Source organism: Flavobacterium araucananum (genome assembly GCF_002222055.1).
GTDB classification, from domain to species: domain Bacteria; phylum Bacteroidota; class Bacteroidia; order Flavobacteriales; family Flavobacteriaceae; genus Flavobacterium; species Flavobacterium araucananum.
In genome coordinates this window covers 1-23,700 of the sequence record NZ_MUGS01000017.1, presented here as the reverse complement: position 1 = coordinate 23,700, position 23,700 = coordinate 1, and the positions used below count along the sequence as shown (strand labels likewise).

The 23,700-nt window shown below is 34.2% G+C and carries 20 protein-coding genes and 1 pseudogene; 5 read left to right on the top strand and 16 right to left on the bottom strand.

What is annotated here, in order from left to right; translation table 11 throughout:
* Nucleotides 1-491 precede the first annotated feature (491 nt).
* The 5 genes from B0A64_RS11610 to B0A64_RS11590 all read right to left on the bottom strand — a co-directional run bounded on the left by B0A64_RS11610 (nt 492) and on the right by B0A64_RS11590 (nt 4,231).
* Entirely contained in the window at nt 492-2,276 is a 1,785-nt protein-coding gene (locus B0A64_RS11610; protein ID WP_089479687.1) for a sensor histidine kinase, read from the bottom strand.
* Between the two features lie 10 nt (nt 2,277-2,286).
* Nucleotides 2,287-2,736, bottom strand: a complete 450-nt coding sequence (locus B0A64_RS11605) for a response regulator (RefSeq protein ID WP_089479686.1) — start codon at nt 2,734-2,736, stop codon at nt 2,287-2,289.
* A 20-nt stretch (nt 2,737-2,756) separates the two neighbouring features.
* Nucleotides 2,757-3,308, bottom strand: coding sequence for a helix-turn-helix domain-containing protein (locus tag B0A64_RS11600; RefSeq protein ID WP_089479685.1), 552 nt, complete (start codon nt 3,306-3,308; stop codon nt 2,757-2,759).
* Between the two features lie 156 nt (nt 3,309-3,464).
* Nucleotides 3,465-3,650, bottom strand: a complete 186-nt coding sequence (locus B0A64_RS11595; protein ID WP_068843283.1) for a CsbD family protein — start codon at nt 3,648-3,650, stop codon at nt 3,465-3,467.
* A 107-nt stretch (nt 3,651-3,757) separates the two neighbouring features.
* Complete coding sequence (locus tag B0A64_RS11590; RefSeq protein ID WP_089479684.1) at nt 3,758-4,231, bottom strand: Dps family protein; 474 nt, start codon at nt 4,229-4,231, stop codon at nt 3,758-3,760.
* Between the two features lie 161 nt (nt 4,232-4,392).
* Here B0A64_RS11590 and B0A64_RS11585 point away from each other — a divergent pair, with 161 nt between their 5' ends.
* From B0A64_RS11585 to B0A64_RS11575, 3 genes are all read left to right on the top strand, one after another.
* Nucleotides 4,393-6,576, top strand: coding sequence for a DUF5723 family protein (locus B0A64_RS11585; RefSeq protein WP_089479683.1), 2,184 nt, complete (start codon nt 4,393-4,395; stop codon nt 6,574-6,576).
* A gap of 115 nt (nt 6,577-6,691) precedes the next feature.
* Complete coding sequence (gene pyrF / locus B0A64_RS11580) at nt 6,692-7,510, top strand: orotidine-5'-phosphate decarboxylase (protein WP_089479682.1); 819 nt, start codon at nt 6,692-6,694, stop codon at nt 7,508-7,510.
* Nucleotides 7,511-7,577: 67 nt separating this feature from the next.
* Nucleotides 7,578-8,378 carry an ABC transporter substrate-binding protein gene (locus B0A64_RS11575; protein ID WP_089479681.1) on the top strand — a complete coding sequence of 267 codons (801 nt, stop codon included), beginning with the start codon at nt 7,578-7,580 and terminating at the stop codon, nt 8,376-8,378.
* On the opposite strand, the gene B0A64_RS11570 is transcribed toward B0A64_RS11575, so the two are convergent.
* The gene (locus B0A64_RS11570; RefSeq protein WP_089479680.1) at nt 8,375-9,295 is read right to left on the bottom strand and encodes a helix-turn-helix domain-containing protein; all 921 of its coding nucleotides are present in this window, start codon (nt 9,293-9,295) and stop codon (nt 8,375-8,377) included. The genes B0A64_RS11575 and B0A64_RS11570 overlap by 4 nt on opposite strands.
* A gap of 147 nt (nt 9,296-9,442) precedes the next feature.
* Nucleotides 9,443-10,453: an aldo/keto reductase gene (locus tag B0A64_RS11565; protein ID WP_089479679.1), complete on the bottom strand. Its 1,011-nt coding sequence runs from the start codon at nt 10,451-10,453 to the stop codon at nt 9,443-9,445.
* A gap of 588 nt (nt 10,454-11,041) precedes the next feature.
* Here B0A64_RS11565 and B0A64_RS11560 point away from each other — a divergent pair.
* Nucleotides 11,042-12,535, top strand: a complete 1,494-nt coding sequence (locus B0A64_RS11560; RefSeq protein WP_089479678.1) for a catalase — start codon at nt 11,042-11,044, stop codon at nt 12,533-12,535.
* 493 nt (nt 12,536-13,028) lie between these two features.
* Here the strand turns inward: B0A64_RS11560 and purU are convergent, their stop codons facing one another.
* The 8 genes from purU to B0A64_RS11520 form a co-directional block, all read right to left on the bottom strand.
* Complete coding sequence (purU, locus tag B0A64_RS11555; RefSeq protein WP_089479677.1) at nt 13,029-13,883, bottom strand: formyltetrahydrofolate deformylase; 855 nt, start codon at nt 13,881-13,883, stop codon at nt 13,029-13,031.
* A 96-nt stretch (nt 13,884-13,979) separates the two neighbouring features.
* Nucleotides 13,980-14,702, bottom strand: a complete 723-nt coding sequence (locus B0A64_RS11550) for a DUF4197 domain-containing protein (RefSeq protein WP_089479676.1) — start codon at nt 14,700-14,702, stop codon at nt 13,980-13,982.
* Between the two features lie 240 nt (nt 14,703-14,942).
* Entirely contained in the window at nt 14,943-15,500 is a 558-nt protein-coding gene (locus B0A64_RS11545) for a hypothetical protein (protein ID WP_089479675.1), read from the bottom strand.
* A gap of 79 nt (nt 15,501-15,579) precedes the next feature.
* Nucleotides 15,580-16,203, bottom strand: a complete 624-nt coding sequence (locus tag B0A64_RS11540) for a hypothetical protein (RefSeq protein WP_244285397.1) — start codon at nt 16,201-16,203, stop codon at nt 15,580-15,582.
* 15 nt (nt 16,204-16,218) lie between these two features.
* Nucleotides 16,219-16,644, bottom strand: a complete 426-nt coding sequence (locus B0A64_RS11535) for a cytochrome c oxidase assembly factor Coa1 family protein (RefSeq protein ID WP_089479673.1) — start codon at nt 16,642-16,644, stop codon at nt 16,219-16,221.
* A 129-nt stretch (nt 16,645-16,773) separates the two neighbouring features.
* Nucleotides 16,774-17,130: a hypothetical protein gene (locus tag B0A64_RS11530; RefSeq protein WP_089479672.1), complete on the bottom strand. Its 357-nt coding sequence runs from the start codon at nt 17,128-17,130 to the stop codon at nt 16,774-16,776.
* Nucleotides 17,131-17,361: 231 nt separating this feature from the next.
* On the bottom strand, nt 17,362-17,703 hold the full coding sequence (locus B0A64_RS11525) for a hypothetical protein (RefSeq protein WP_089479671.1): 342 nt from the start codon (nt 17,701-17,703) through the stop codon (nt 17,362-17,364).
* A gap of 309 nt (nt 17,704-18,012) precedes the next feature.
* Nucleotides 18,013-19,578 carry a L,D-transpeptidase family protein gene (locus tag B0A64_RS11520; RefSeq protein ID WP_089479670.1) on the bottom strand — a complete coding sequence of 522 codons (1,566 nt, stop codon included), beginning with the start codon at nt 19,576-19,578 and terminating at the stop codon, nt 18,013-18,015.
* Nucleotides 19,579-19,884: 306 nt separating this feature from the next.
* Here B0A64_RS11520 and B0A64_RS11515 point away from each other — a divergent pair, with 306 nt between their 5' ends.
* A complete protein-coding gene (locus B0A64_RS11515) occupies nt 19,885-23,292 on the top strand; it encodes a methylmalonyl-CoA mutase family protein (RefSeq protein ID WP_089479669.1) in 3,408 nt (1,135 codons plus the stop codon).
* A gap of 70 nt (nt 23,293-23,362) precedes the next feature.
* Here B0A64_RS11515 and B0A64_RS25155 read toward each other — a convergent pair.
* Nucleotides 23,363-23,700 (bottom strand): annotated as a pseudogene (locus B0A64_RS25155) (reverse transcriptase domain-containing protein); the annotation flags it as partial.

The following is a 23,700-nucleotide window of genomic DNA, read 5'->3' as shown; positions in this document are numbered from 1 at the left end:
CAAACATTTTGCTTTACAGCATAAAAAAGAATCTTTATATAATTCCCATAATCAATTTAATTATGTTGCTTATCCTTTAGTTTTCAAGTGTTTGTTTGGTAAAGTGTAGTCAAAAAAAAGAAACCACTAGCCGCAACTAATGGTTTCTTTTTTATATTTAAGGAGTAATAAAGGGGGATTTTTTTTCCTACAGATTTTTTTTAGTATTCAGTCTCGGTATTCAGTCTCAGTTTTCAGTCTCAGTGTTCAGTCTTGGTGTTTAGTCTCAGTGTTCAGTCTCAGTATTCAGTCTTGATGTTTAGTCTCAGTGTTTAGTCTCAGTGTTCAGTCTTGGTGTTTAGTCTTAGTATTTAGTCTCAGTGTTCAGTCTCAGTATTCAGTCTTGGTATTTAGTCTTGGTATTTAGTCTCAGTTTTAGGCTTGTGGGTAAACTGTGACTGAGACTGCGACTGTAAACTTTTTTTAAACTCAAACTACAACTGTAAACTGAGCTATTCCGGCAGAAATACTGTAAATACAGATCCTTTATTTGGAGTGCTGTCTGCAATGATATGGCCTTTGTGATTATCAACTATTTTTTTGCAAATGGCAAGACCAATTCCGGTTCCGGGATAATCTGTTTTAGAATGCAAACGCTGAAACAAAACAAAAATAGTTTCCTTAAACTGGGGGTCAAATCCCATACCGTTATCTGTAAAAGTAATTTTATTGAACTTCTTTATATTAGGTTCTAATAAATCCGGATAATCGCTTGAATTTACTTTCTCACTTTCGATAGTGATTTCAGGAGCAATATTGGGCTGACTGTATTTTAGAGAATTTCCTATTAAGTTTATAAAAAGCTGCTCGATTTGATACGGTATAACTGCCAGCTTAGGAAGTTTGGATACTGTAATAACCGCTTGTTTTTCGTCGATAATTTCTGCCAGTTCAGATTCGGCATTTTCCAATAGTTCGTTCAGGCTTAATTTTATAAACTCCTTTTTGGTCGTATTGGTTCTCGAAAATAAAAGTAAATCGTCTATTAAAACACGCATTCTTTTTGCCGACACTTCGATTTTAGAAATATAATCTCTGGCGCTCTGCGACATAGCAGCTTTGTCAGCCTCAGAAACTCTGGAAATAAAAGTCTGGATTTTTCTTAAAGGTTCCTGCAAATCGTGACTTGCAACGTGGTTAAAGGAAGCAAGTTCTTTATTGCTTTTTTCAAGTTCTCTATTACGTTCCTGAAGCTCAATGTTTAGCAGGTGTTCATCTGTGATATCAAAATTAATTCCCAGCAAAATTTTACTTCCTTGCTGATCTGTCAAAAGTTTTCCTGTAGATTTAAAATACCTGATTTCATAATCCGGACGTGTAATTTTATAGTATACAAAAGGCAATTGTTTTTTCTCGACAATCCTTTCCATCGATTTTGCAACAGTTGCCCTGTCGTCAGGATGTACAAATTCCAGGAAAGTCTCTTTTTCAGGAACAAACGCATTGGGTTCAAAACCTAGTAAACGAAACTGATTGTCAGAGTAGTCTATTTTGTTAGAATCCAGATCCCATTGCCAGGTGCTAAACTTACCAATACTTTCAGATTCGGCCATTAGTCCGCTCGAAATTAAAAGTTTTTTATTATAGATTTTCAAACGTTCAAAATCCCGACTAATTTGCCTGTAGGCCAATAAAATAAAAACTAGGGCTACCAGAAATAAAGAGATAGAAAACAGGGGGCTTAGAGAAATTTCGGCAGCATAAATTTTAAGTCTTTTTGCCAGATAATTTTTCTCGATGTCATTCATTTCGTCTACCTGAAAACGAATGTTTTCCATCAGGATTCGACCACCAAACATATGATTGTCGAGTTTTCTCTTATCATATGTTTTGGGATCGCTGTATTTTAAGCAATTTTCAAAAGAAACAAAACGCTGAATAATTAGCTTAAATAACTTTTGAAGATTTTTTTGCTGTTTCGGATTATCAGCAGTCAGCTTTTTTAGCGTGATAAAGGAGGTATTTACTTTATCACGCGAATAAATATAAGGAGTTAAAAATCGTGCATTACGGGTTATGATATAACCACGTTGCCCTGTTTCGGCATCCTTAATCGCCGACATTAATCGCTCTAATTGAATGTTTATTTCGTACGTATGCATTACAACTTTACTGGATTCATCCAAATCCCGATTGTGTTTGTAAGCAATTGAAGAAAGAAATAACAGAATGAAAACCGCGATTACAAATATAACTCTCAAAGAGTTTGAAGAATTAAAATTTGGTATCCATTTCATTGGTATGCTATTATTTTAGTCGAAGCAGGAAATTATCACGGTTTAACCCGGAAGTGTGATAGTGCCAGTTTACAGTAACGACTTCATTAATTATTTTTTTAAGCGTATTAAAATCACTAGGTTTTTTGATATAAATATTGGCTCCCTGAATAAACGTATCTTCAATATCTTCTTCAGATGATGAAGTCGAATAGATCGCGATAATGATATTTTTAAGATGCTCTGTTTTTTTTATTTCGATCAAACATTCTTTACCCGTTTTTTTAGGCATATTCAAATCCAGAAACAAGATATCCGGTAATTTTGTATCAGGATTCATTAAATGATCCATCAATTGCATTCCGTCATGAACAAAATCCACCTTTGTCTGAATTTTTATTTCTTCAAAAGCATCCTTAAAAAAAAGACGATCATCTTCATCATCATCAGCCAATAAAATGTATAATGCGTTTTTTTGCATTTTAGTATGGTATTTGGGTTTTATTTTAAATTTTCTCTACGTTTCTTAATTATTCTCTGAAATGCCGATGGCGTAATTCCTGTTGTATTTTTAAACTGAGTACTCAAATGCGCAACACTCGAGTAGTTGAGTAAAAAAGCAATTTCGGTCAAACTCATTTCATTAATAATAATTAATTGTTTGGCTCTTTCAATTTTCTGTAAAATGATAAAATTTTCAATAGAAGAATAGGTTACTTCAGAGAAAACGTTTGATAAATAACCATAACTATGGTTTAATTTCTCAGCCAAAAATACAGAACTCTTATAATTATTGCTGTCTTCCATGAAAACAAGCTCAATTATGGCATCTTTTATTTTTTGTACTAAAACGCTTTTCTGATTTTCAACAACTTCAAAGCCGCATGGCAACAGATTATTTTTTAAAGTTTCCAGAGCATCAGCATCAAAATTGTCTGCAATTTCGATTTCACCAAATCCCAACGTTGTAAAATTTACATTGTTTTGTTCCAGGTTTTGTTTCAAATAAAGCGAGCAAATGGTGTTAATGTCGAACTTTATAAATAGTTTCATTTTATAAAAATTTGGTTAAAGATAATTAATTTATTCTTGGTTATAGAGTTTAATGCTTGTAAGCGATTTTTAACATTAAATAATTTAAATAAAAGTCTCAAAAAAATACCGCCTAATAAGTGTACTAGACGGTATTTATGATTGAATCAGAAGGGTTTACAAATCTGATAAGATCTGATGAAATTCTTCTTTGGTTTTTCCTAGTTTTTGTTGAAGTCTTCCGTACATTTCGTCTTCTTTTCCTTCAGCAAACATCAAATCATCATCTGTAAGGGTTGCGTATTTTTGTTTCAATTTCCCTTTTAACTCATTCCAGTTTCCTTTTATTTCTGTAGTATTCATGATAATAGTTTTTTTGTATTTATAATATTGTAAAATTCCGAAATCTTCTTTGTTTCCTTGTTATATGAATTTTGCAAAGCGTTTCATAATTCACATTTCAGTCTGTTTTAAACCTGATAGCGGCGTAAAACCCAAGCCATTTTTTCGTGCTGTTGCAATAAACCTGTTACAAAATCAGCTGAACCTATATCATTACTATCCTCTTCAAAAGCGGGTACATAACCTCTAAATTCTGTAACCAGTTGCTCATGATTTTCCAGAAGTTCTTCGAGCATGTGTTTTTGCGAAGCGTATTCTTTTGGGGATTCTTTTAGCGTCGAGTTTTCGATAAACTCTTTCATCGTTCCAATTGTTTTCTCTCCAAGCTGACTAATGCGTTCGGCAACCTCATCAATATTAGCTTCTAAAATCCTATATTGATCTTCAAACAATTTGTGAAGCTCCATAAAGCTATTTCCGGAAATATTCCAGTGAAATTTTCTTGTTTTTACATAAAGAGTCATTTCATTAGATAAAATCGTGGCTAATATATGCGCGCTTTTTTTTAGGTTTTTTGGCGTTATACCAATATGTGGAGTCATAATTGTTTGATTTAAGGTTCGTTATCAAAAATAGAGCAGAAGACCTTCGTTTTTCTTACATAATTTATTAAAGATGTTACATGAATTCAATGTTTGCGTAACATGTTTGTAATTCTAAAAGTGTAGTTTTGCCACGAATTTATCTAAAAACCAAATTTTAAATGAAAAGAACTCTACTTAGTCTATTACTTATTACAATCACTTTTACTGCTACTGCCCAATCTTATCTTGGGTATACTCATGATAATTATGCAGGAGTTCAAAGTGTGCTTTTTAACCCGGCTTCTATTGCCGATTCTCGTTTTAAAACCGATATTAATTTATTCTCGATTAGCGGTTCAGTAGGAAACGATTTATATGGTGTGAAGATTTCTGATACCTATAAAAAAGGATATGATTTTGACAGTCAGTCTGTAATGACACCTAAAAACAGCAATAATGGTATCGTAAATTTTGATATTATGGGGCCTTCTTTTATGTTTAATATTGCTCCTAAACATACTATTGCTGTATTTACAAGAGCCAGATCTGTTACTAACATGAGAAACATTAATGGTGGTCTTGTAGATCAGGTTAAAGAAGGTCTTGATAAAGCAAGTGACTTTAATTTTAATGCAGGAAATGCTAATGGCGCTTCGAATACCTGGGGCGAACTTGGAATTTCGTATGCTGCTGTTTTGTACCAACAAGGACAACATTTTCTTAAAGGAGGTTTGACTGCAAAATACCTTCAGGGTGGTGTAAACGGATATATTAAAGGAAACGATGTTACTGTAAAGTATAATGAAAACAAAGTAAATCCTGATAGAGGAACGCTAACATCTACCGGACAAATTACCGTAGGAACCAGCCAGGACTTTGAAGCAAATGAAGATTATAAATTTGACTCGAATGCAAATGGATTTGGTTTTGATCTTGGATTGGTGTACGAATGGAGACCGGATTATGAAAAATACGATTTAAGTAAGGCAAAACCAGCCGATAATAACTTTAGAGACCTAAACAAATACAAAATACGTTTTGGATTATCGGTTACAGATATCGGATCCATCAATTATAAAAATGCCAGACAGGATACGTACAATGTAAATGGTACGATCACGCAGGAAATGATTAATGATGCTGATAACTTCTATGATTTCCTTAACGAGCATTATACTAAAACTTCTTCTACAACAGGAACGAAAACCAATTTGCCTACAGCACTTCATGCCGATGTAGACTGGAATATGTACAGAAAATTTTATTTGAATCTTAACGGAGATATCAATATGGTTTCTGCCAACAAAGTAAACGGTTACGGAATTGCAGATCGTGTAACTTTGACACCACGTTACGAAAGCAGATGGTTTAGTTTTTATGTACCAATGACGTATATGCAGTACAGTGGGATGCAGGTAGGTTCCGGATTAAGAGTTGGAGCTTTCTTTATTGGTTCAGGTTCTGTACTTACAAATCTGGTTTCGAAAGAATCAAAAGCAGTTGATTTTCATCTTGGAATAAAAATTCCGGTTTATGAGAAAAAATTCAAAGACACAGACGAAGACGGAGTTATCGATAAAGAAGATGCTTGCAGAAAAGTAGCAGGTCCGGCAGAAAACAAAGGTTGTCCTTGGCCAGATACGGATAAAGATGGTGTTTTTGATAAAGACGATGCTTGTCCTAATGTTGCAGGTCCTGTAGAAAATAAAGGTTGCCCTTGGAAAGATACTGATGGAGATACATTGCTGGACAATGTAGATGCTTGTCCTACTATTGCAGGTCCGGTAGAAAACAAAGGTTGTCCTTGGCCAGATACAGACTCAGATGGAGTTCTGGACAAAGATGATGCTTGCCCAACTGTTGCAGGTCTAGCTGTAAACAAAGGTTGTCCGGATTTAGACGCAGATAAAGACGGAGTTCCGGATAATGTAGATGAATGTCCATTAATTTATGGTCCAGCAGATAACAAAGGTTGCCCTAAAGTTTCTAAAGCTACATTAGAGCAATTAAGAATGGAAGCAAAATCAATCTTTTTTACAACAGGAAAAGCTTCTCTAAATGATGCCAGAAAAGGAGAAACATCAGGAAGATTAGATGCAATCAAAGAAATATTGAAGAACTATCCAAATGCTAAATTCGCTATCAACGGTCACACAGACAATATTGGAAATGCAAAAGCAAACCAAAAATTATCTGAAGCCAGAGCTAAAGTTATTATGGATCTTTTAATCGAAAAAGGAATTAATCCGGCAAACTTAACTTCTAAAGGTTATGGTGCTACAAAACCGGTTAAATCTAATAAAACTGCTGCAGGAAGAGCAGAAAACAGAAGAACAGAAATCGTTTATTTAGGTAATTTGTAAGCCTGAATTGAATATAAAACTAAAAAGCCATTCGTAATTGAATGGCTTTTTTTATTTTTGCGTACTTCTAAAATACAATTACTTCTAATGTACAAGAAGAACTAAAAAATCAAGAATGACAACACAACAACTACACGAACAAATCCTTTTAAAAAAATCATTTTTATGCGTTGGACTGGATCCGGACCTGACCAAAATTCCGCCTCATTTATTAGAGACCGAAGATCCTATTTTCGAATTCAATAAAGCCATAATCGATGCAACGCATGATTTGGCTGTGGGATACAAACCTAACACCGCTTTTTTTGAAGCGTATGGAATAAAAGGATGGGTATCTTTGCAAAAAACGATCAACTATATCAACGAGAATTTTCCTGATATTTTTACTATTGCCGATGCAAAACGTGGCGATATTGGCAATACGTCAAGCATGTATGCAAAAGCATTTCTTGAAGATTTAAATTTTGATAGTGTAACCGTTGCACCCTACATGGGAAAAGATTCCGTTGAGCCATTTTTGGCTTTCGAAAATAAACATACCATCATGTTAGCCCTGACCTCAAACGAAGGTGCTTTTGATTTCCAGACGTTAATTACAAACGGAAAAGAATTATACAAACAAGTTTTAGAAACTTCTAAAACCTGGAAAAACAGCCACAATTTAATGTATGTAGTTGGCGCTACAAAAGCAGAATATTTTGCCGACATTAGAAAAATTGTACCGGATAGTTTTTTATTAGTTCCCGGAATTGGCGCTCAGGGCGGAAGTTTATCTGAAGTTTGCAAATACGGAATGAATGACAAAGTGGGCTTATTGGTCAACTCAGCAAGAGCGATTATCTATGCCTCAAAAGGAACAGACTTCGCAGAAAAGGCGAGGGAAGAAGCTCTGGCAGTTCAAAAAGAAATGGAAGAAATTCTCGCTAATAAATAAAGTTATCAGTCTCAGTTTCAATCACAGTTTTGACTGAGACTGAAACTGTACACGGAGACTAAATATTATGAAACAACTCACAGATCAACTTGGTACTTCACATTCTTTTGAGACGACACCCAAACGCATTATTTCGTTAGTACCATCTCAAACCGAATTGCTGTATGATTTAGGTTTAGAAGATAAAATTATCGGGATTACTAAGTTTTGTGTACATCCGTATCATCTAAAATCGACTAAGAAAATAGTTGGCGGAACCAAGAAAATTCATTTTGAGAAAATAAAACTGCTTCAGCCCGATATTATCATTTGTAATAAAGAAGAAAACACGCAAGAAATCGTAGATCAATTAAGTACTATTTGTCCGGTTTGGGTTACGAATATTATTACGATCGAAGATAATTTTCAAATGATTTCAGACTTTGGTCAACTCTTTAATTGTAGGACCGAAGCTCAAAAGTGGAACAACAAACTGGTTTTTGCCTTAAGCGATTTTAAAAAATATATCGCCGATATTCCACTACAAAAAGCAGCTTATTTTATTTGGAAAAATCCATTTATGGTTGCCGGAAACGATACATACATCAATGAATTACTAAAATTAAATCACTTCTCGAATATATACGAAGACAAAGGGCGTTATCCTGAAATCGAAATAAAAAAAATGCGTCTTGAGGGCGATCCGGACTTGGTGTTACTTTCATCAGAACCGTATCCTTTTAAAGAAGAGGATGCTTTTGAAATTGGACGTTTTACCCATCATGCCAAAACTATTTTTGTCGATGGCGAAATGTTCTCCTGGCATGGTACCCGATTGCTAAAGGCTTTTTCATACTTCAAAATCCTGCACGAACGCTTAAAAAACTAATTAAACGAGCTTCTATATTCTAAAGGAGAAAGATTGGTTTTGCTTTTAAATAATTTATTAAACGATTGTGGGTATTCAAAACCCAATTGGTAAGCCATTTCGCTCACACTTAGCGAAGTAGTTGTTAGCAATTCTTTTGCTTTTTCGATGATTTTATTATGAATATGATGTTGCGTACTTTGCCCCGTAAGAGAACGTAACATATCACTCAGATAATTAGAAGAAACATTCAGTTCCTCAGAAATATAAGCGACAGTTGGTAACCCGAATTGCTGTACTTTATCACTTTCAAAATAATCAGACAGCAATGTTTCTAATTTGGTCAACAGCGTACTGTTGGCGCTTTTTCTGGTTATAAATTGGCGGTTGTAAAATCTATTGCAATAATTAAGCAATAATTCGATATGCGAGATCATTACATCCTGACTAAAAGCATCAATCGACGAGAGATATTCCTGCTCAATATTTTGCATTATATTACGGATCATGGTTTCTTCCTTGTCAGAAAGATGCAAAGCTTCATTAACAGCATAAGAAAAATAACCGTAGTCCTTAATATTTTTGGCTAAAGGATAGTTTTGGATAAAATCAGGATGAATCACGAGCATAGCACCATAAACAGACGTATCGACAGAAACTTCTGTAGAGATTACTTGTCCCGGGGACATAAAGGTCATAACACCTTCATCAAAATCATAAAAGTTTTGACCGTACCGCATCTTTCCCGTAAATCCTTTTTTTATGCAGACCGTATAAAAATCGTAGACAACACTTTTTAGGTTGTCATCAAAATGGCAACTTATTTTACTAAGATCAACAAAACTGACTAACGGATGTTCCGGTTTTGGAATTTTAAGTAGCCGATGCATTTCTGAAAGCGAATGAATCGTATACGGAACGTGGACTTCTTTTTTCATAATATTTAGAATACTTAAAGAAATATATAGGTAGTAAAAGCTACTGTAAAGATACCTTTCTTTTAATGATTTGCTTTCGTTGTTATTTGTAAATCTAAAACTTCGCTCAGGAAATTGTTATTATAATCCTGAGCAAAGCCAAAGCTTTTATTGATCGATACCAGCCATATTTGCCTCATCGTACCTTGCGCCTGTAATAGTGCCAAGCGGTATAATTTTCTCTAAGCGGTATATTTCGTCTGTAGCTAAAACCATTTGAGCAGCAGCAATATTTTGCTCTACATATTTTACACGTTTCGTTCCCGGAATTGATAAAATATTTTTAGAAGCAATCCATGCTAGTGCTAATTGCGAAGCTGTAATTTGTTTTTCGTCAGCTAATTTCTGGATTTCATTTACCAACTCAATATTTTTCTTAAATTGCTCTCCTTGAAAACGCGGAATTGCTTTTCTAAAATCATTCTCAGGAAAATCATCAGGACTTTTAATATCTCCCGATAGAAAACCTCTTCCAAGAGGAGAATAAGCTACAAAACCAATTTGTAATTCGTTAAGCGTATCCAGAATACCTGCCTCTTCAACAGTTCTTTCAAACAAAGAGTATTCAGTTTGCACAGCAGTCAAAGGATGAATTTTATGGGCTTTTCTAATAGTATCTGATGAAACTTCAGACAGCCCGATATAACCCACTTTTCCTTCTTTTACCAATTCTGACATTGCTGCAACAGTTTCTTCAATTGGTGTATCTGGATCAAGTCTGTGCAGGTAATACAAGTCGATATAATCTGTGCCTAAGTTTTTTAGAGAACGTTCAACCGCTTTTTTTACATACTCTTTGGTACCATTAAACTTCCAGGTAAGTTGCTCGTTATCGTCAATTTCATAACCAAATTTAGTCGCAATACGATACCCGTCACGATTGCCTTTTATCCCTTTTGCAATTAATCGTTCGTTGTGCAAAGGTCCGTATAAATCTGCAGTGTCCAAAAAGTTGCCTCCTAATTCAAGCGAACGGTGAATGGTAGCAATCGCTTCTTTTTCATCGGCTTTGCCATAAATATCATTACCCGCAATTTGGGTCATTCCCATGCAACCTAAACCAATATTGGGAACGATAAGTCCCTGATTTCCTAATTTAATTTTGCTGATAGTACTCATAATTTCTGTTTTAAATTTTTGTTTGAAAATTATAAGGCAAAGATCCGTGCGTATTATTTGTATAGTGTATCTAAATCTCGTGTAGTTGTATCCAAAATGTAGTTTTTTGTCTCAGGTTTAAAATTATTCGCTACGAATGTCACGCATTAGCATGAATGTATAATTTACTTAGTGAAAATTTGTGCAATTCGTGGCTAAAAAATATGCGGTTAAATGACCAGATTTTAATAACTTGAAAGCTTATTCGAGGCCAAAAGCTGAATTGGCGAAGCAAATAAAAAAAAGAGAAATTGCTGTAAAAAAAGAATGCCGGCATCTCGAAGACGCCGGCATCATTTAACTAACCAAAACCAAAATAATAAATAACCAGTTTATTACACTACAAAGATCCAATATATATGAATGTTTAGCTGTTAAGGTTTTGTTATTACTTTGTTGGACATAAGTTAAGATTTTTTGATCGTGGTTTCTGAGCTTTCTATAGCGTTAAATAGCTTTTGATTATTAAAATATAATAACAATCAATTTTGTTTATGAATATCGTAAAGATATCTTTGTATATTTGATAAAACATTAAAAATCAGCATTATGGATTCGAACAAAAAATTAACAACTGCAACAGGAACTCCCGTTCCAGACAATCAAAACATACAAACAGCCGGACCTCGTGGACCTGTTTTATTACAGGATTTTTGGTTTTTAGAAAAAATGGCACATTTTGACCGTGAGGTAATTCCGGAACGAAGAATGCACGCAAAAGGTTCAGGAGCTTACGGGACTTTTACAGTAACTCACGACATTACAAAATATACAAGAGCCGATTTATTTTCGGAAATTGGTAAAAAAACAGAAATGTTTGTACGTTTTTCAACCGTTGCAGGTGAAAGAGGTGCAGCAGATGCCGAAAGAGATATTCGTGGTTTTGCAATGAAGTTTTATACAAATGAAGGAAATTGGGATTTGGTAGGAAATAATACGCCTGTTTTCTTTTTTCGTGATCCAATGAAATTTCCGGATTTAAATCACGCAGTAAAACGTGATCCAAAAACCAATTTAAGAAGTGCTGATAACAATTGGGATTTTTGGACTTTATTACCCGAAGCTTTGCACCAAATTACAATTGTAATGAGTGATAGGGGTATTCCCAAATCATACAGACAAATGCACGGATTTGGAAGTCATACTTTTAGTTTCCTGAATGCTCAAAACGAAAGAAGTTATGTAAAATTTCATTTTGTATCGCAACAGGGAATTGAAAATTTATCTGATGAAGAAGCTGCTTTATTAGTAGGTAGCGACAGAGAAAGTCATCAAAGAGATTTATTTGATGCTATTGAAGAAGGAAATTTCCCAAAATGGAAAATGTTCATTCAGATCATGACAGAAGAACAAGCTGCTAATTATCGTTTTCATCCTTTTGATTTGACAAAAGTTTGGTTAAAAGGAGATTTCCCATTAATTCCGGTTGGAGAATTTGAGCTAAACAAAAATCCTGAAAACTATTTTGCCGAAGTAGAGCAAGCCGCCTTTAATCCGGCACACGTACCACCGGGAGTTAGTTTTTCGCCGGACAAAATGTTACAGGCTCGTTTATTCTCTTACGGAGATGCACACCGTTACCGTTTAGGAGTAAACAATTACCAAATTCCGGTAAATTCAGCAAGATGTCCGTATAACAGTTTCCACAGAGATGGCGCAATGCGTGTAGATGGAAATTATGGAGCACGTAAACATTACGAACCAAATAGTTTTGGAGAATGGCAAGAGCAGCCAGAATTCAAAGAGCCACCATTGGCACTTCATGGCGATGCTTATGCGCACAACTTTAGAGATGATGATAATGATTATTTTACCCAACCAGGTTTGTTATTCCGTTTGTTAACAGACGAGAAAAAACAATTGTTGTTCAAAAATACAGCAGGACAAGTAGGAGGGGCACAAAAATTTATTCAGGTGCGTCATATCAGAAACTGTTACAAAGCTGATCCCGCTTATGGAGAAGGAGTTGCTAACGCTTTAGGATTAACAATGGAGGAAGTCAATAATTTTAGTGATCCAAGATTGTTAATAGAAGTGAGATAAGTTTCTTTTTTTAAAGGAACAAAGGTTCAGAGAGACAAAGGTTCAAAGTTTGAACTGTGAGTTTTTTTTTAAGGAATAAAGGTTCAGAGAGACAAAGGTTCAAAGGTTGAACTGTGAGTTTTGATTTTTTTATAAAGGAACAAAGGTTTAGAGAGACAAAGGTTCAAAGTTTGAACTGTGAGTTTTTTTTTAAGGAATAAAGGTTCAGAGAGACAAAGGTTCAAAGGTTGAACTGTGAGTTTTTTATAAAGGAACAAAGGTTCAGAGAGACGAAGGTTCAGAGTTTGAACTGTGAGTTTTGATTTTTTTTTAAAGGAACAAAGGTTCAGAGTTTGAACTGTGAGTTTTGATTTTAAATAGTAAACCCGACAGGTTTTTAAAACGTGTCGGGTTTTTTTAGGAACAAAGGTTCAAAGGTTGCTTTTGTTTCTTTTTAAGGAAAACCCTTTGAACCTTTGCAACTTTGAGCCTTTGACCCTAAGAAACTAAGACCCTAAGAAAAAACAACCGTTTTATTGCTATAAACCATTGTTTTACGTTCGGCATGCAGCTTTATAGCACGGGCGAGAACAATACGTTCCAAGTCTCTTCCTTTCATAATAAAATCATCTACAGAATGTATGTGCGAAACACGTGCGGTATCCTGTTCGATAATTGGTCCTTCGTCTAACTCTGCTGTTACGTAATGACTTGTGGCACCAATAATTTTTACACCACGTTTAAAAGCAGAATGATAGGGTTTTGCACCCGGAAAAGCAGGTAAAAACGAATGGTGAATATTAATGATTTTGTTTTCGTAAAGTGCAATCAGTTTTGGGGTTATAATTTGCATATAACGCGCCAGAACAATAAAATTGATTTGGTATCTTTTCAATAATTCAATTTGTTTGGCTTCTCCTTCTTCTTTAGTATCTTTTGTAAAAGGCACACAATGAAACGGAATATCAAATCGTTCTGCAATAGATCGCAAATCATTGTGATTACTAATAATTACCGGAATTTCGACATTGAGTTCTCCAGCGCTGTAACGTCCTAAAATATCGAACAAACAGTGATCATATTTCGATACAAACAATGCCATTTTTGGTTTTTGCTCCTGATTGTACAAATCCCATGACATGCTGAAATCAGCAGCGATGGTTTTGTCAAAATCTGCTTTGAGACCTTCGATGGTAATATTATGATTAGTGAGTTCGCACTCCAATCGCATAAAAAATACATTTTGTTCTACATCAACATGCTGATCGATGTAGATAATATTTCCTTCTACTTTGGCAATAAAAGTAGTCACTGCGGCAATAATACCCTTTTGGTCTTTGCAGTGAATCAGAATCGTTATTTTTTGCATTTCAGTTTAGTGGTTTTGGTTAGTTGCAAAGGTTCAAAGTTGCAAAGGTTCAAAGGTTGCTTTGTAACTTTGAGCTTGTGAACCTCAGGGTGAAAATTATTTTTTATCCTGCATGGCAAATACTTTTTGTAATAAAGGCGATGTTCTTGCACTAATATTGGTACGAATATCTTTTTCTTCAACAGCGATCATTTTAAAAACACCGACCAAAGCCTGGTTTGTTGTATAATCAGTCAAATCAGGATTTACTTTTCTAACTAACGGAATTGCATTGTATTTGTTAATGATGTTTTTCCAAACTACATCAGCGCCTACTTTCTCGAAAGAGGTTTTTATAACCGGATTAAATTTTGCATACAGAGCTGTATTTGTATTGCCCTGCAAATAAGTAGTTGCCGCACTCTCATTTCCTAACAGAATATTTTTAGCATCTGTAAACGACATATTTTTTACAGCCGAAACAAATATTGGGGTAGCTTCTTTTACGGCATCTTCGGCAGCACGATTTAATACTTTTATACCTTCATCTGCAAGAGATGATAATCCTACTTTTCGCAAAGTAGCATCTACTTTTTGCAATTCTTCGGGCATTAAAATTTTTACGGCTTCATTTTTATAAAAGCCATCAACTGCGGTTAATTTACTCACCTGTTGGGTAATTCCTTTGTTTAAGGCCTCTTTTAATCCGGATGCAATATCAACACCTCCAACTCCTGAAATTTGAGAAGATAATCTCGATAGTTTTTGAGCCAAAGTTTCTTTTACCTGAGCATGTGAGCCAAGAGAAAATAGAATAAATAAAATTAAAATCTTTTTCATTAAGTAGGTTTTTATAAGTTTCAAAAATACTACTTATTCAAAAATAAAGCCACAATTTTATGTGGCTAGTTTAAACATTTCGTTATAATTAACATTAGTCCGGATATCTGTTATAATCTGTTGCTTTTTAACCAAAAAAAGAATAGAATTCAGCATCGAAATACAATTATTTAATTTCTCTAAAAATAAAAATCAGACCAGATGAATCACTAATTCATAAACTTGGTATCTTAAGCTTTTTTACGGCCAATACATTCTATTATTATAATCCCAATAGGTTTTGCTGGAGATATAAGTAGGTTGAAATTCGGCTATTGGCATATTATTTTCATCGTACAATTGCAATCGTATGATTTTCTCTTTGCTGTCATCTTTTAGATCAATGTTTCCTTCGGCAGCATCGATTAATTTCTTTTTCTTTAAATACAAATCCGGTTTTTCAATAATAAATTTTACAGCTGCTTCACTTTTAGATTCTCTTTCTCCTGCTAAGTTTCCATTACTATCAAAGTTCTCAATTCTTTGCAAATAATTATTTTGGTAATAAAAAAGTTGAAAAACAATTCCGCCATGCAGTATTTGTAGTTTATGATTGTTGACCCGAAAACGCAGGACTTGTTTTTTAGCATTTGTAAATTCTATTGGTCCGCTTCCTGTCGCATCTGTAGAACTGGATAATATTTTAGCCGGTTTCGAAAATTGCTTTATTTTATTGGTATAGGTTTCATATTTGGCGCTAGATTGTGCAAATACAAAAATGCCAGGAAGAAAAGTTAAACTTAGTAGGAATGATTTCATTTAATAATAATTTGAAAATAAAGCAGTTTGAAAGTTTTGCTGCAACGGAAAAATAAAACAGTTTGTTTCAAGACCATTTTTAGTTAAATGCACCGTTTATATTTTTTCTATAGATTTGTTTAATTTCAGTTTTTGTAAAAGAATAAGAAGATTCTTCGGTCCAGTTCCATTTATTATTTTTGTCTTTGTCTGTGCCAACTGCGCTGTAGATAATTTTGATTGTATTAGCGGTAGTAGCCATTTTTAGTTCCGTAAATCCGTCCTGAATTTTTTCTGAGGATTCGGTTTTGTTGCAATATTGTAACCTTTCAAGTACTTTTTTATCGTCTTTAAACCATTTTTTCAAAAAAGACAAATGGGTTTCAGAGCACTGATAGCCTAAATTTAGTGCAGAGAGTAATATGCATTTCAAATTACTCTTATCTGCTTTTTTATCTCCATCCCAATGGCATTCATTACCAACATCTGTTGCAATATAGCCCAAGGCTGCACGTTGCTGATCTGATACTGTTTTTATATAATTTTCATTAAGCTGAAGTTTGCCGTTTTGGTCTAACCACAAAATTTTGATATAATTATCTTGCCTGGCAGTATTTTTAGATTCCTTGTCTGTGTGTAAAGAATTTATATTCTTTGACTGAGCAATAATCGAAGTGCTTAGAATTAAAAAAAGAGCAGGAAAAAGTAGGTGTAAATTCATCATTGAAGTTTTCAAAGTTTATTGTTTTTTCTTCAACAGATCAATTTCTTCTTTTGTAGCCTTGATATAAACAATAATTTGGCTGTATTTCCAGGTACCTCTTTTTTCGGCCACTACAAATACAGTTGCTTTTCCTTTTGGTCCTTTTATCGGAATTTGCAGATCACAATTTCCGCTATCGTTGGTAATGTTTATACTTCCGGAAGTCATTCCGTCATCTTCAATTGGGTTTCCTAATTTTTCGATGACTAACTTGTTATTTTGTACTTGGGTCATAGCGCCTTTGTAAGCATCAGAATCTTTCATCATAGAGGTAACACCAAAGAAAATTCCAGCTATAAATAACGCAAAAATTACTATAAGACTTAAGCATCCGGTTGGTACAAACCATTTCCAGTTTCTATCCCACCAACTTCTTCTAACTTCAACGTAATCTTCTTCCATACTTAAAAAAGGTTATTTTTAAAGTTAGAAAGATACTATTATTCTAATTAAAATTTTAAATCAAACGGCAATAAATTTTTGTAAAAGTGAGAACAAACCTGTATTTTCTTATACAAGTTATTCTGCTTTTTATGCAAATTGAAGATAGTGCAGGTCAGGTTCATAAACAGGATTGTTTTGCTCTAAATCATTTAATATAATGTGCGTACAATCCTTACCGCCTATAATGTGGTGGTATAAGGAACTTATAGTGTAGATTGGACCAAAGGGAAATCCCCACCATCCAAAAGTTAAATTCAAGAGCAAATAACCAAAAGAGTATTTTAAGCTATTTTCACCGGGACGAATAAAATAGATGGGGGAATTTTTTTTAACAGACCATACTAACATAGAGATAGTATAGGAGAAAACAACAAACTTTCCGCCTTGTTGAATTAATTGGCTTATTTCAAAAAGTGTAAGCCCTTCTGTATTTTTTGTTTTCATTATAAATCATTTAGGTATATAATTGCAACATTGTACTATAGTTACATTCTTTTTAGGGGGCAAAAAGGGTGGTAATAAATAATTTACAAAGGTCTTTGTAATGCGTTTTTATAATTGCTGCTAAAAGTTTTAAAACTAATAGTTTAGGACAAAAATAGGCGGAGTTATATGGAGAATGCAAATCCTGCTGATAAAAATAAAAACAACAGGATCTGTGTTTGTCTTTTTAATCTATACGTACTGTAGGCAGTACAAATTTGGATTGTAGACGGGATTGATTCTATTTAAATCATCCAATATGGTGCAGGTATAATCGCTACCGCCAATGGCTAAATAAAATAAAGATTTTGTAGCATAATAAGGTCTTAAAGGAAAAGTACGCAGACCGTGTAGTAGGTTTTTAAAAAAATGTCTTATGACATATTTGAATATTTTTTCTTCAGGACGAACAAAATAGATAGTAGAACTTTTTAATTTGGTAAGCAAATTAGGAAACATTATAAATCTTCCGCCTTGTTGAATTAATAAATTTATTTCAAAAAGTGTTAATCCTTCGATATTCTCTGTTTTCATGATAAAGTAGTTTAGTGGTATTATTATGGTGCAAAGATCAGATCATTTTGGAGATATTTTTTCCTGTAAAAGTTTTAATATTAATAGTTTAGGTTTTTTTTTTATTTCGATCTGTAATTTTTTTTCTCAATTATGTTTAAGGGTGTTTTTTTACTTTTAATTAATATTTTTTTCAGTTTAATGAGCAATCAGGAAACAGTAAAGCATTTGGAGAGAAAACGTATTTAGAAAACTTAAAGAACTATTTTAAACAAAAAAATGGCTTGCTTCAATAAAGAAGCAAGCCATAAAATATTTTAACTTAAGGGGTTAATTAGTTACTACTTCTGCCTTAGGAGAAACAGTTTCACTATCTCGGTCATAAACATCCTGAAAGAAACCAATTTCGCCATTTGCATTTACCAATGATGTAAAATAAGTAATGTAGATTGGTACTTTTTTAGATAATTTAAAACTGTTTTCAGTTTTACCCTCCATTGCTTTATCAATTTTATCGGGAGTCCATTCCGGATAATCCTGAAGCATTGCAACAGCCAGTTCTTTGGCCATTTTTACATTTATACAACCGTGGCTGAAAGTTCTTTTTTCAAAATCGAATAAAGTTTTAGCCGGAGTATCGTGCAGATAGATGTCATCCGGATTTGGAAACATAAATTTTACCAATCCTAACGAATTATCCGGTCCTGGTTTTTGTCTTACCTGACCGTTTACGATTTCCATATTTTTTTCGGCAAGATAATTTTTATCCGCAGCTATTTTACCTTTCAATTCATTGTTTACAATACTCTGTGGCACTGTCCAATAAGGGCTAAAAACGATTCTGTCAATTTCACCATTAAAAATGGTTGTTTTGGTCAACGGCGCACCAACAAATACACTTGAAGTCAGTTGTACCTTTCCGTTTTTTACGTAAATTAATTCATAAGAAGGAACATTTACTAAAACATACTCATCGCTACTGGCAATCTGAGCCGAAATAGCGCGACATCTTTCTATGTTAAGTTTCAGCGTTTCAATTTTATCTGAAATCGGTACATTCATTTCTTTAATATGTTCTTCGGCAAGAATATAATTTGGTTTAAAACCATTACGAACTTTATATTTCATTACGGCATCCATCAATTCACGATCGTAGACCTTACTTTTAGAATCATTTTTTAAATCTCCTAATAAATATAAACGAGTTCTAACCTGAGATATAGTAGTCGAAACAGCATCCGGGCGCAAATCGATATAAGGCGTTTCTTCCGGTACAATAGGTTTCCATTTATTTGAACGCTCTATTTTTTTATATTTTTTTAAGACATCCTGCAATTTGTAATATTGATCATATTCTACCTTTACATCTGCGGTTGTTGAGGCAGTTGATGCTTCGATGGTGCTGTAGTTAAGAAAATCTTTCAACAGGGTATCATAAGAGACTTTTTTCTTAGAGTCTGAATTGCTTTTTTTAGCATACACAATATATAAGGAACTTAAAAGCATATCAGCATCAGTTTTTGAAAGTTTTGTTTCTGATGAAGAAAAAAGTTCGTCAATTTCTTTTTGATAAGGAATAATCAGATCGTTTGTTTTTTTTGATTTTTCGTATAATGCGGAACCAAATTCATTGATATCATCTTCATCAAACCAGATAGTTCCTAAAGTTCTATTTTTATATAATGACATGACATCAGATTTGTATTTTTTCAGATCAGAATATCTTTTAAAGAAATCATTTGAAATTTCCTCCAGATTATCAGAATCTGAATTGTAATTAACGGCTGCAATAGTTGCATTTTTTTTAGAAGAAAGAATGTCATTTTCTGCTCTCTCAAAAGAAGATACAAAAAAACTTAAACTTAAAATTAGGGTGATTGGATATAATGTTTTCATTTTTTTTAAATTTTTACGTTTATTACTTAGGAATAAAAGTTTTGGGTAAAAATTTGGGGCTTTTCTACTCTGCTAAATTACTTCATGATACTGTGAGACAAGTTGTTATATTTAATTTAAATTTTTCAAGATTGCCATGTTGTTAACATTTCTATAAGACTTATATAGTATAAATCAATCCTGTATTCCAATTGTTACCCCTATAGATAAAAAAAGATTGTTTTTTTTGTTAACAAAAAGATATAACGAGGATCAAATATTATAATATTTTGTAAATTGCTCCCTTAAAATTATCATATTCATAAAATGGAACAACAAATACCATATATTCCTAAAAATAAAGTAAGAATTGTAACAGCAGCTTCTCTTTTTGACGGGCATGATGCCGCAATCAATATTATGCGTCGTATTATTCAGTCTACAGGTGTTGAGGTGATTCATCTGGGGCACGACCGTAGTGTCGAAGAAGTGGTAAACACCGCTATTCAGGAAGATGCGAATGCAATTGCGATGACCTCCTATCAAGGTGGTCACAACGAATACTTTAAATATATGTATGACTTGCTTCATGAAAAAGGAGCAGGACACATTAAAATTTTTGGAGGCGGAGGCGGAGTAATTCTGCCAAGCGAAATTTCAGAATTACAGGATTATGGTATTACCAGAATTTATTCTCCTGATGATGGTCGTTCTTTAGGTTTGCAAGGAATGATCAATGATTTGGTAGAACGTGCAGATTATCCTATTGGAGACAAACTTAACGGAGAAATCGATCATATCGAGAATAAAATTCCAACTGCAATTGCACGATTAATATCAGCAGCAGAGAATTTTCCTGAAATTGCAAAACCGGTGTTTGATGAAATTCACAACAATAATATCAATTCTAAAATTCCGGTTCTTGGAATCACCGGAACTGGTGGAGCAGGAAAATCATCTTTGGTAGATGAACTCGTTCGTCGTTTTTTAATTGATTTTCCGGAAAAAACAATCGGATTAATTTCTGTCGATCCTTCGAAAAGAAAAACTGGAGGAGCATTATTAGGGGATAGAATCCGAATGAATGCCATTAATAATCCCCGAGTTTATATGCGTTCGTTGGCAACACGCCAATCAAATTTGGCATTATCCAAATATGTTGCCGAAGCGATTCAGGTTTTAAAAGCGGCAAAATATGATTTGATCATTCTGGAAACTTCCGGAATCGGACAATCAGATACGGAGATCATGGACCATTCTGATGTTTCTCTTTATGTAATGACACCTGAGTTTGGTGCTGCAACACAATTAGAGAAAATCGACATGCTTGATTTTGCTGATCTTGTTGCCTTGAATAAATTTGATAAAAGAGGTGCTCTTGACGCCATTCGTGATGTTAAAAAACAATACCAGCGCAATCATAATCTTTGGGATAAAAACCCGGACGAAATGCCTGTTTTCGGGACAATTGCATCTCAGTTTAACGATCCCGGAATGAACACGTTGTATAAAGCGATTATGGATAAAATTGTCGAAAAAACAGATTCAAATCTACATTCGACTTTTGAAATTACGCGCGAAATGAGCGAGAAAATCTTCGTGATTCCGCCACACAGGACACGCTATTTATCTGAAATTGCAGAGAATAACAGGTCTTACGACGACAGTGCTATTTCGCAACAAAAAGTAGCTCAAAAACTTTACGGAATTTTTAAAACGATAGAATCGGTTTCGGGTAAAATTCCTGAAATTAATAAAGCAGGAATTGACGACAATAGTGTCATCCTGAGCGAAGTCGAAGGACTTAACGAAAACAGAATTTTTCTGAACCTTTTACTCAATCAGTTTGATAAAGTAAAAATGGACTTAGATCCGTACAATTGGGAAATTATCCTGAATTGGGACGAGAAAGTAGCCAAATACAAAAATCCGGTTTACAGTTTTAAAGTTCGTGATAAAGAAATTAAGATTGCGACACACTCAGAAAGTTTATCGCATTTGCAAATTCCGAAAATAGCTTTGCCTAAGTATGAAGCCTGGGGCGATATTTTACGATGGAATCTTCAGGAAAATGTTCCCGGAGAATTTCCGTTTGCTTCAGGATTATATCCGTTTAAGCGTGAGGGCGAAGATCCGTCAAGAATGTTTGCCGGCGAGGGCGGACCGGAAAGAACCAACAAACGTTTTCATTATGTGAGCGCAGGATTGCCGGCAAAACGACTTTCGACCGCATTTGATAGTGTGACTTTGTACGGAAATGACCCGGACAAACGTCCTGATATTTACGGAAAAATTGGTAATGCAGGAGTTTCGATCTGCTGTCTTGATGATGCCAAAAAACTGTATTCAGGTTTTGATCTGGTTCATGCTTTAACCTCTGTAAGTATGACGATAAACGGTCCGGCGCCAATGTTACTAGGATTTTTTATGAATGCGGCGATCGATCAGCAATGCGAATATTATATCAAAGCAAACGATCTTGAAAAAGAAGTTGAAGCTAAAATCAACAAAATATACAAAGAAAAAGGAACAGAACGTCCCAAATATCAAGGTGATTTGCCGGAAGGAAATAATGGTTTAGGATTAATGCTTTTGGGTGTTACAGGAGATCAGGTTTTGCCTCTGGAGGTTTATAATGACATAAAAGTTAAAACATTATCGCAAGTTCGTGGTACGGTTCAGGCTGATATCCTAAAAGAAGATCAGGCACAAAACACCTGTATTTTCTCGACCGAATTTGCTTTGAGGTTAATGGGCGACGTTCAGGAATATTTTATTACCAAAAACGTTCGTAATTTCTATTCGGTTTCGATTTCAGGATATCATATTGCCGAGGCAGGAGCGAACCCAATTACCCAATTGGCCTTTACGCTTTCTAATGGTTTTACTTATGTAGAATATTACTTAAGCCGCGGAATGAGCATTAATGATTTTGGACCCAACTTATCGTTCTTTTTCTCTAATGGAGTAGATCCTGAATATTCAGTAATTGGTCGTGTGGCGCGTAAAATTTGGGCGAAAGCCATGAAAAACAAATACGGAGCAAACGAAAGAGCACAAATGCTAAAATACCATATTCAGACTTCCGGACGTTCGTTGCACGCACAGGAAATTGATTTTAATGATATCAGAACTACTCTTCAAGCTTTGTATGCGATTTATGATAACTGTAACTCGCTACATACCAATGCTTACGATGAAGCGATTACAACACCAACCGAAGAATCTGTGCGCAGAGCAATGGCGATTCAGTTGATTATTAATAAAGAATTAGGTCTGGCCAAAAACGAAAACCCAATACAAGGTTCATTCATCATCGAAGAATTGACAGATTTGGTAGAAGCGGCTGTTCTACAAGAATTCGACCGAATCACAGAACGTGGCGGAGTTCTTGGTGCAATGGAAACCATGTACCAGCGTTCTAAAATTCAGGAAGAAAGTTTGTATTACGAAACCCTGAAACACAACGGAGATTTCCCAATCGTGGGTGTAAATACGTTCCTGAGTTCAAAAGGTTCTCCAACGGTAATTCCGGCAGAAGTAATTCGCGCCACCGAAGAAGAAAAACAATATCAGATTACGATGCTTGATAACTTACACCAGTTTCACGAAGCAAAAGTAAACGAGCATATTAACAAACTGCAAGAAGCTGCGATTAAAAACGAAAATTTATTCGACCATTTAATGGAAGCTACAAAGGTTTGTTCGCTTGGTCANNATAGAAGGAATATGTAGCATATTTGATTTAATATATTTAAGGAAACCTCTCAAGATATGGGAGGTTTTTTGTTTCTTCTAATTTCACTCATTCTTTTCCATTTGAAAAATCATATTTTGAAATAGTTTTTTGTAATATTTTCCAGTGATTTCTAATTTGTCTCTTTATTTCTGGTGAATTCATTTCATCTGATGCACGATAAACATATTTTATATAATTGCCTCTGTATTTCTTAGTTGTTTTTTTTATAATTATTTTTTGATTTTTATAAGTAACCCTTTTAGAAGATAATTCTCTGTTTTTAGTACCTTTAAAACTATATAAACGGTAAATTTTTCTTTTAAATATAGGAGCGTTGTCTAGTAATTTGTCTTGTTTAATGTTTAAGACACGATTGTACTTTCTTTTTATTGTATTTTTCATAC

What these genes read in the sequence shown, in the direction of transcription:
- B0A64_RS11610 (WP_089479687.1), bottom strand. Translation starts at nt 2,276, where the DNA reads ATGAAATGGATACCAAATTTTAATTCTTCAAACTCTTTGAGAGTTATA.
- B0A64_RS11605 (WP_089479686.1), bottom strand. Translation starts at nt 2,736, where the DNA reads ATGCAAAAAAACGCATTATACATTTTATTGGCTGATGATGATGAAGAT.
- B0A64_RS11600 (WP_089479685.1), bottom strand. Translation starts at nt 3,308, where the DNA reads ATGAAACTATTTATAAAGTTCGACATTAACACCATTTGCTCGCTTTAT.
- B0A64_RS11595 (WP_068843283.1), bottom strand. Translation starts at nt 3,650, where the DNA reads ATGAATACTACAGAAATAAAAGGAAACTGGAATGAGTTAAAAGGGAAA.
- B0A64_RS11590 (WP_089479684.1), bottom strand. Translation starts at nt 4,231, where the DNA reads ATGACTCCACATATTGGTATAACGCCAAAAAACCTAAAAAAAAGCGCG.
- B0A64_RS11585 (WP_089479683.1), top strand. Translation starts at nt 4,393, where the DNA reads ATGAAAAGAACTCTACTTAGTCTATTACTTATTACAATCACTTTTACT.
- pyrF (WP_089479682.1), top strand. Translation starts at nt 6,692, where the DNA reads ATGACAACACAACAACTACACGAACAAATCCTTTTAAAAAAATCATTT.
- B0A64_RS11575 (WP_089479681.1), top strand. Translation starts at nt 7,578, where the DNA reads ATGAAACAACTCACAGATCAACTTGGTACTTCACATTCTTTTGAGACG.
- B0A64_RS11570 (WP_089479680.1), bottom strand. Translation starts at nt 9,295, where the DNA reads ATGAAAAAAGAAGTCCACGTTCCGTATACGATTCATTCGCTTTCAGAA.
- B0A64_RS11565 (WP_089479679.1), bottom strand. Translation starts at nt 10,453, where the DNA reads ATGAGTACTATCAGCAAAATTAAATTAGGAAATCAGGGACTTATCGTT.
- B0A64_RS11560 (WP_089479678.1), top strand. Translation starts at nt 11,042, where the DNA reads ATGGATTCGAACAAAAAATTAACAACTGCAACAGGAACTCCCGTTCCA.
- purU (WP_089479677.1), bottom strand. Translation starts at nt 13,883, where the DNA reads ATGCAAAAAATAACGATTCTGATTCACTGCAAAGACCAAAAGGGTATT.
- B0A64_RS11550 (WP_089479676.1), bottom strand. Translation starts at nt 14,702, where the DNA reads ATGAAAAAGATTTTAATTTTATTTATTCTATTTTCTCTTGGCTCACAT.
- B0A64_RS11545 (WP_089479675.1), bottom strand. Translation starts at nt 15,500, where the DNA reads ATGAAATCATTCCTACTAAGTTTAACTTTTCTTCCTGGCATTTTTGTA.
- B0A64_RS11540 (WP_244285397.1), bottom strand. Translation starts at nt 16,203, where the DNA reads ATGATGAATTTACACCTACTTTTTCCTGCTCTTTTTTTAATTCTAAGC.
- B0A64_RS11535 (WP_089479673.1), bottom strand. Translation starts at nt 16,644, where the DNA reads ATGGAAGAAGATTACGTTGAAGTTAGAAGAAGTTGGTGGGATAGAAAC.
- B0A64_RS11530 (WP_089479672.1), bottom strand. Translation starts at nt 17,130, where the DNA reads ATGAAAACAAAAAATACAGAAGGGCTTACACTTTTTGAAATAAGCCAA.
- B0A64_RS11525 (WP_089479671.1), bottom strand. Translation starts at nt 17,703, where the DNA reads ATGAAAACAGAGAATATCGAAGGATTAACACTTTTTGAAATAAATTTA.
- B0A64_RS11520 (WP_089479670.1), bottom strand. Translation starts at nt 19,578, where the DNA reads ATGAAAACATTATATCCAATCACCCTAATTTTAAGTTTAAGTTTTTTT.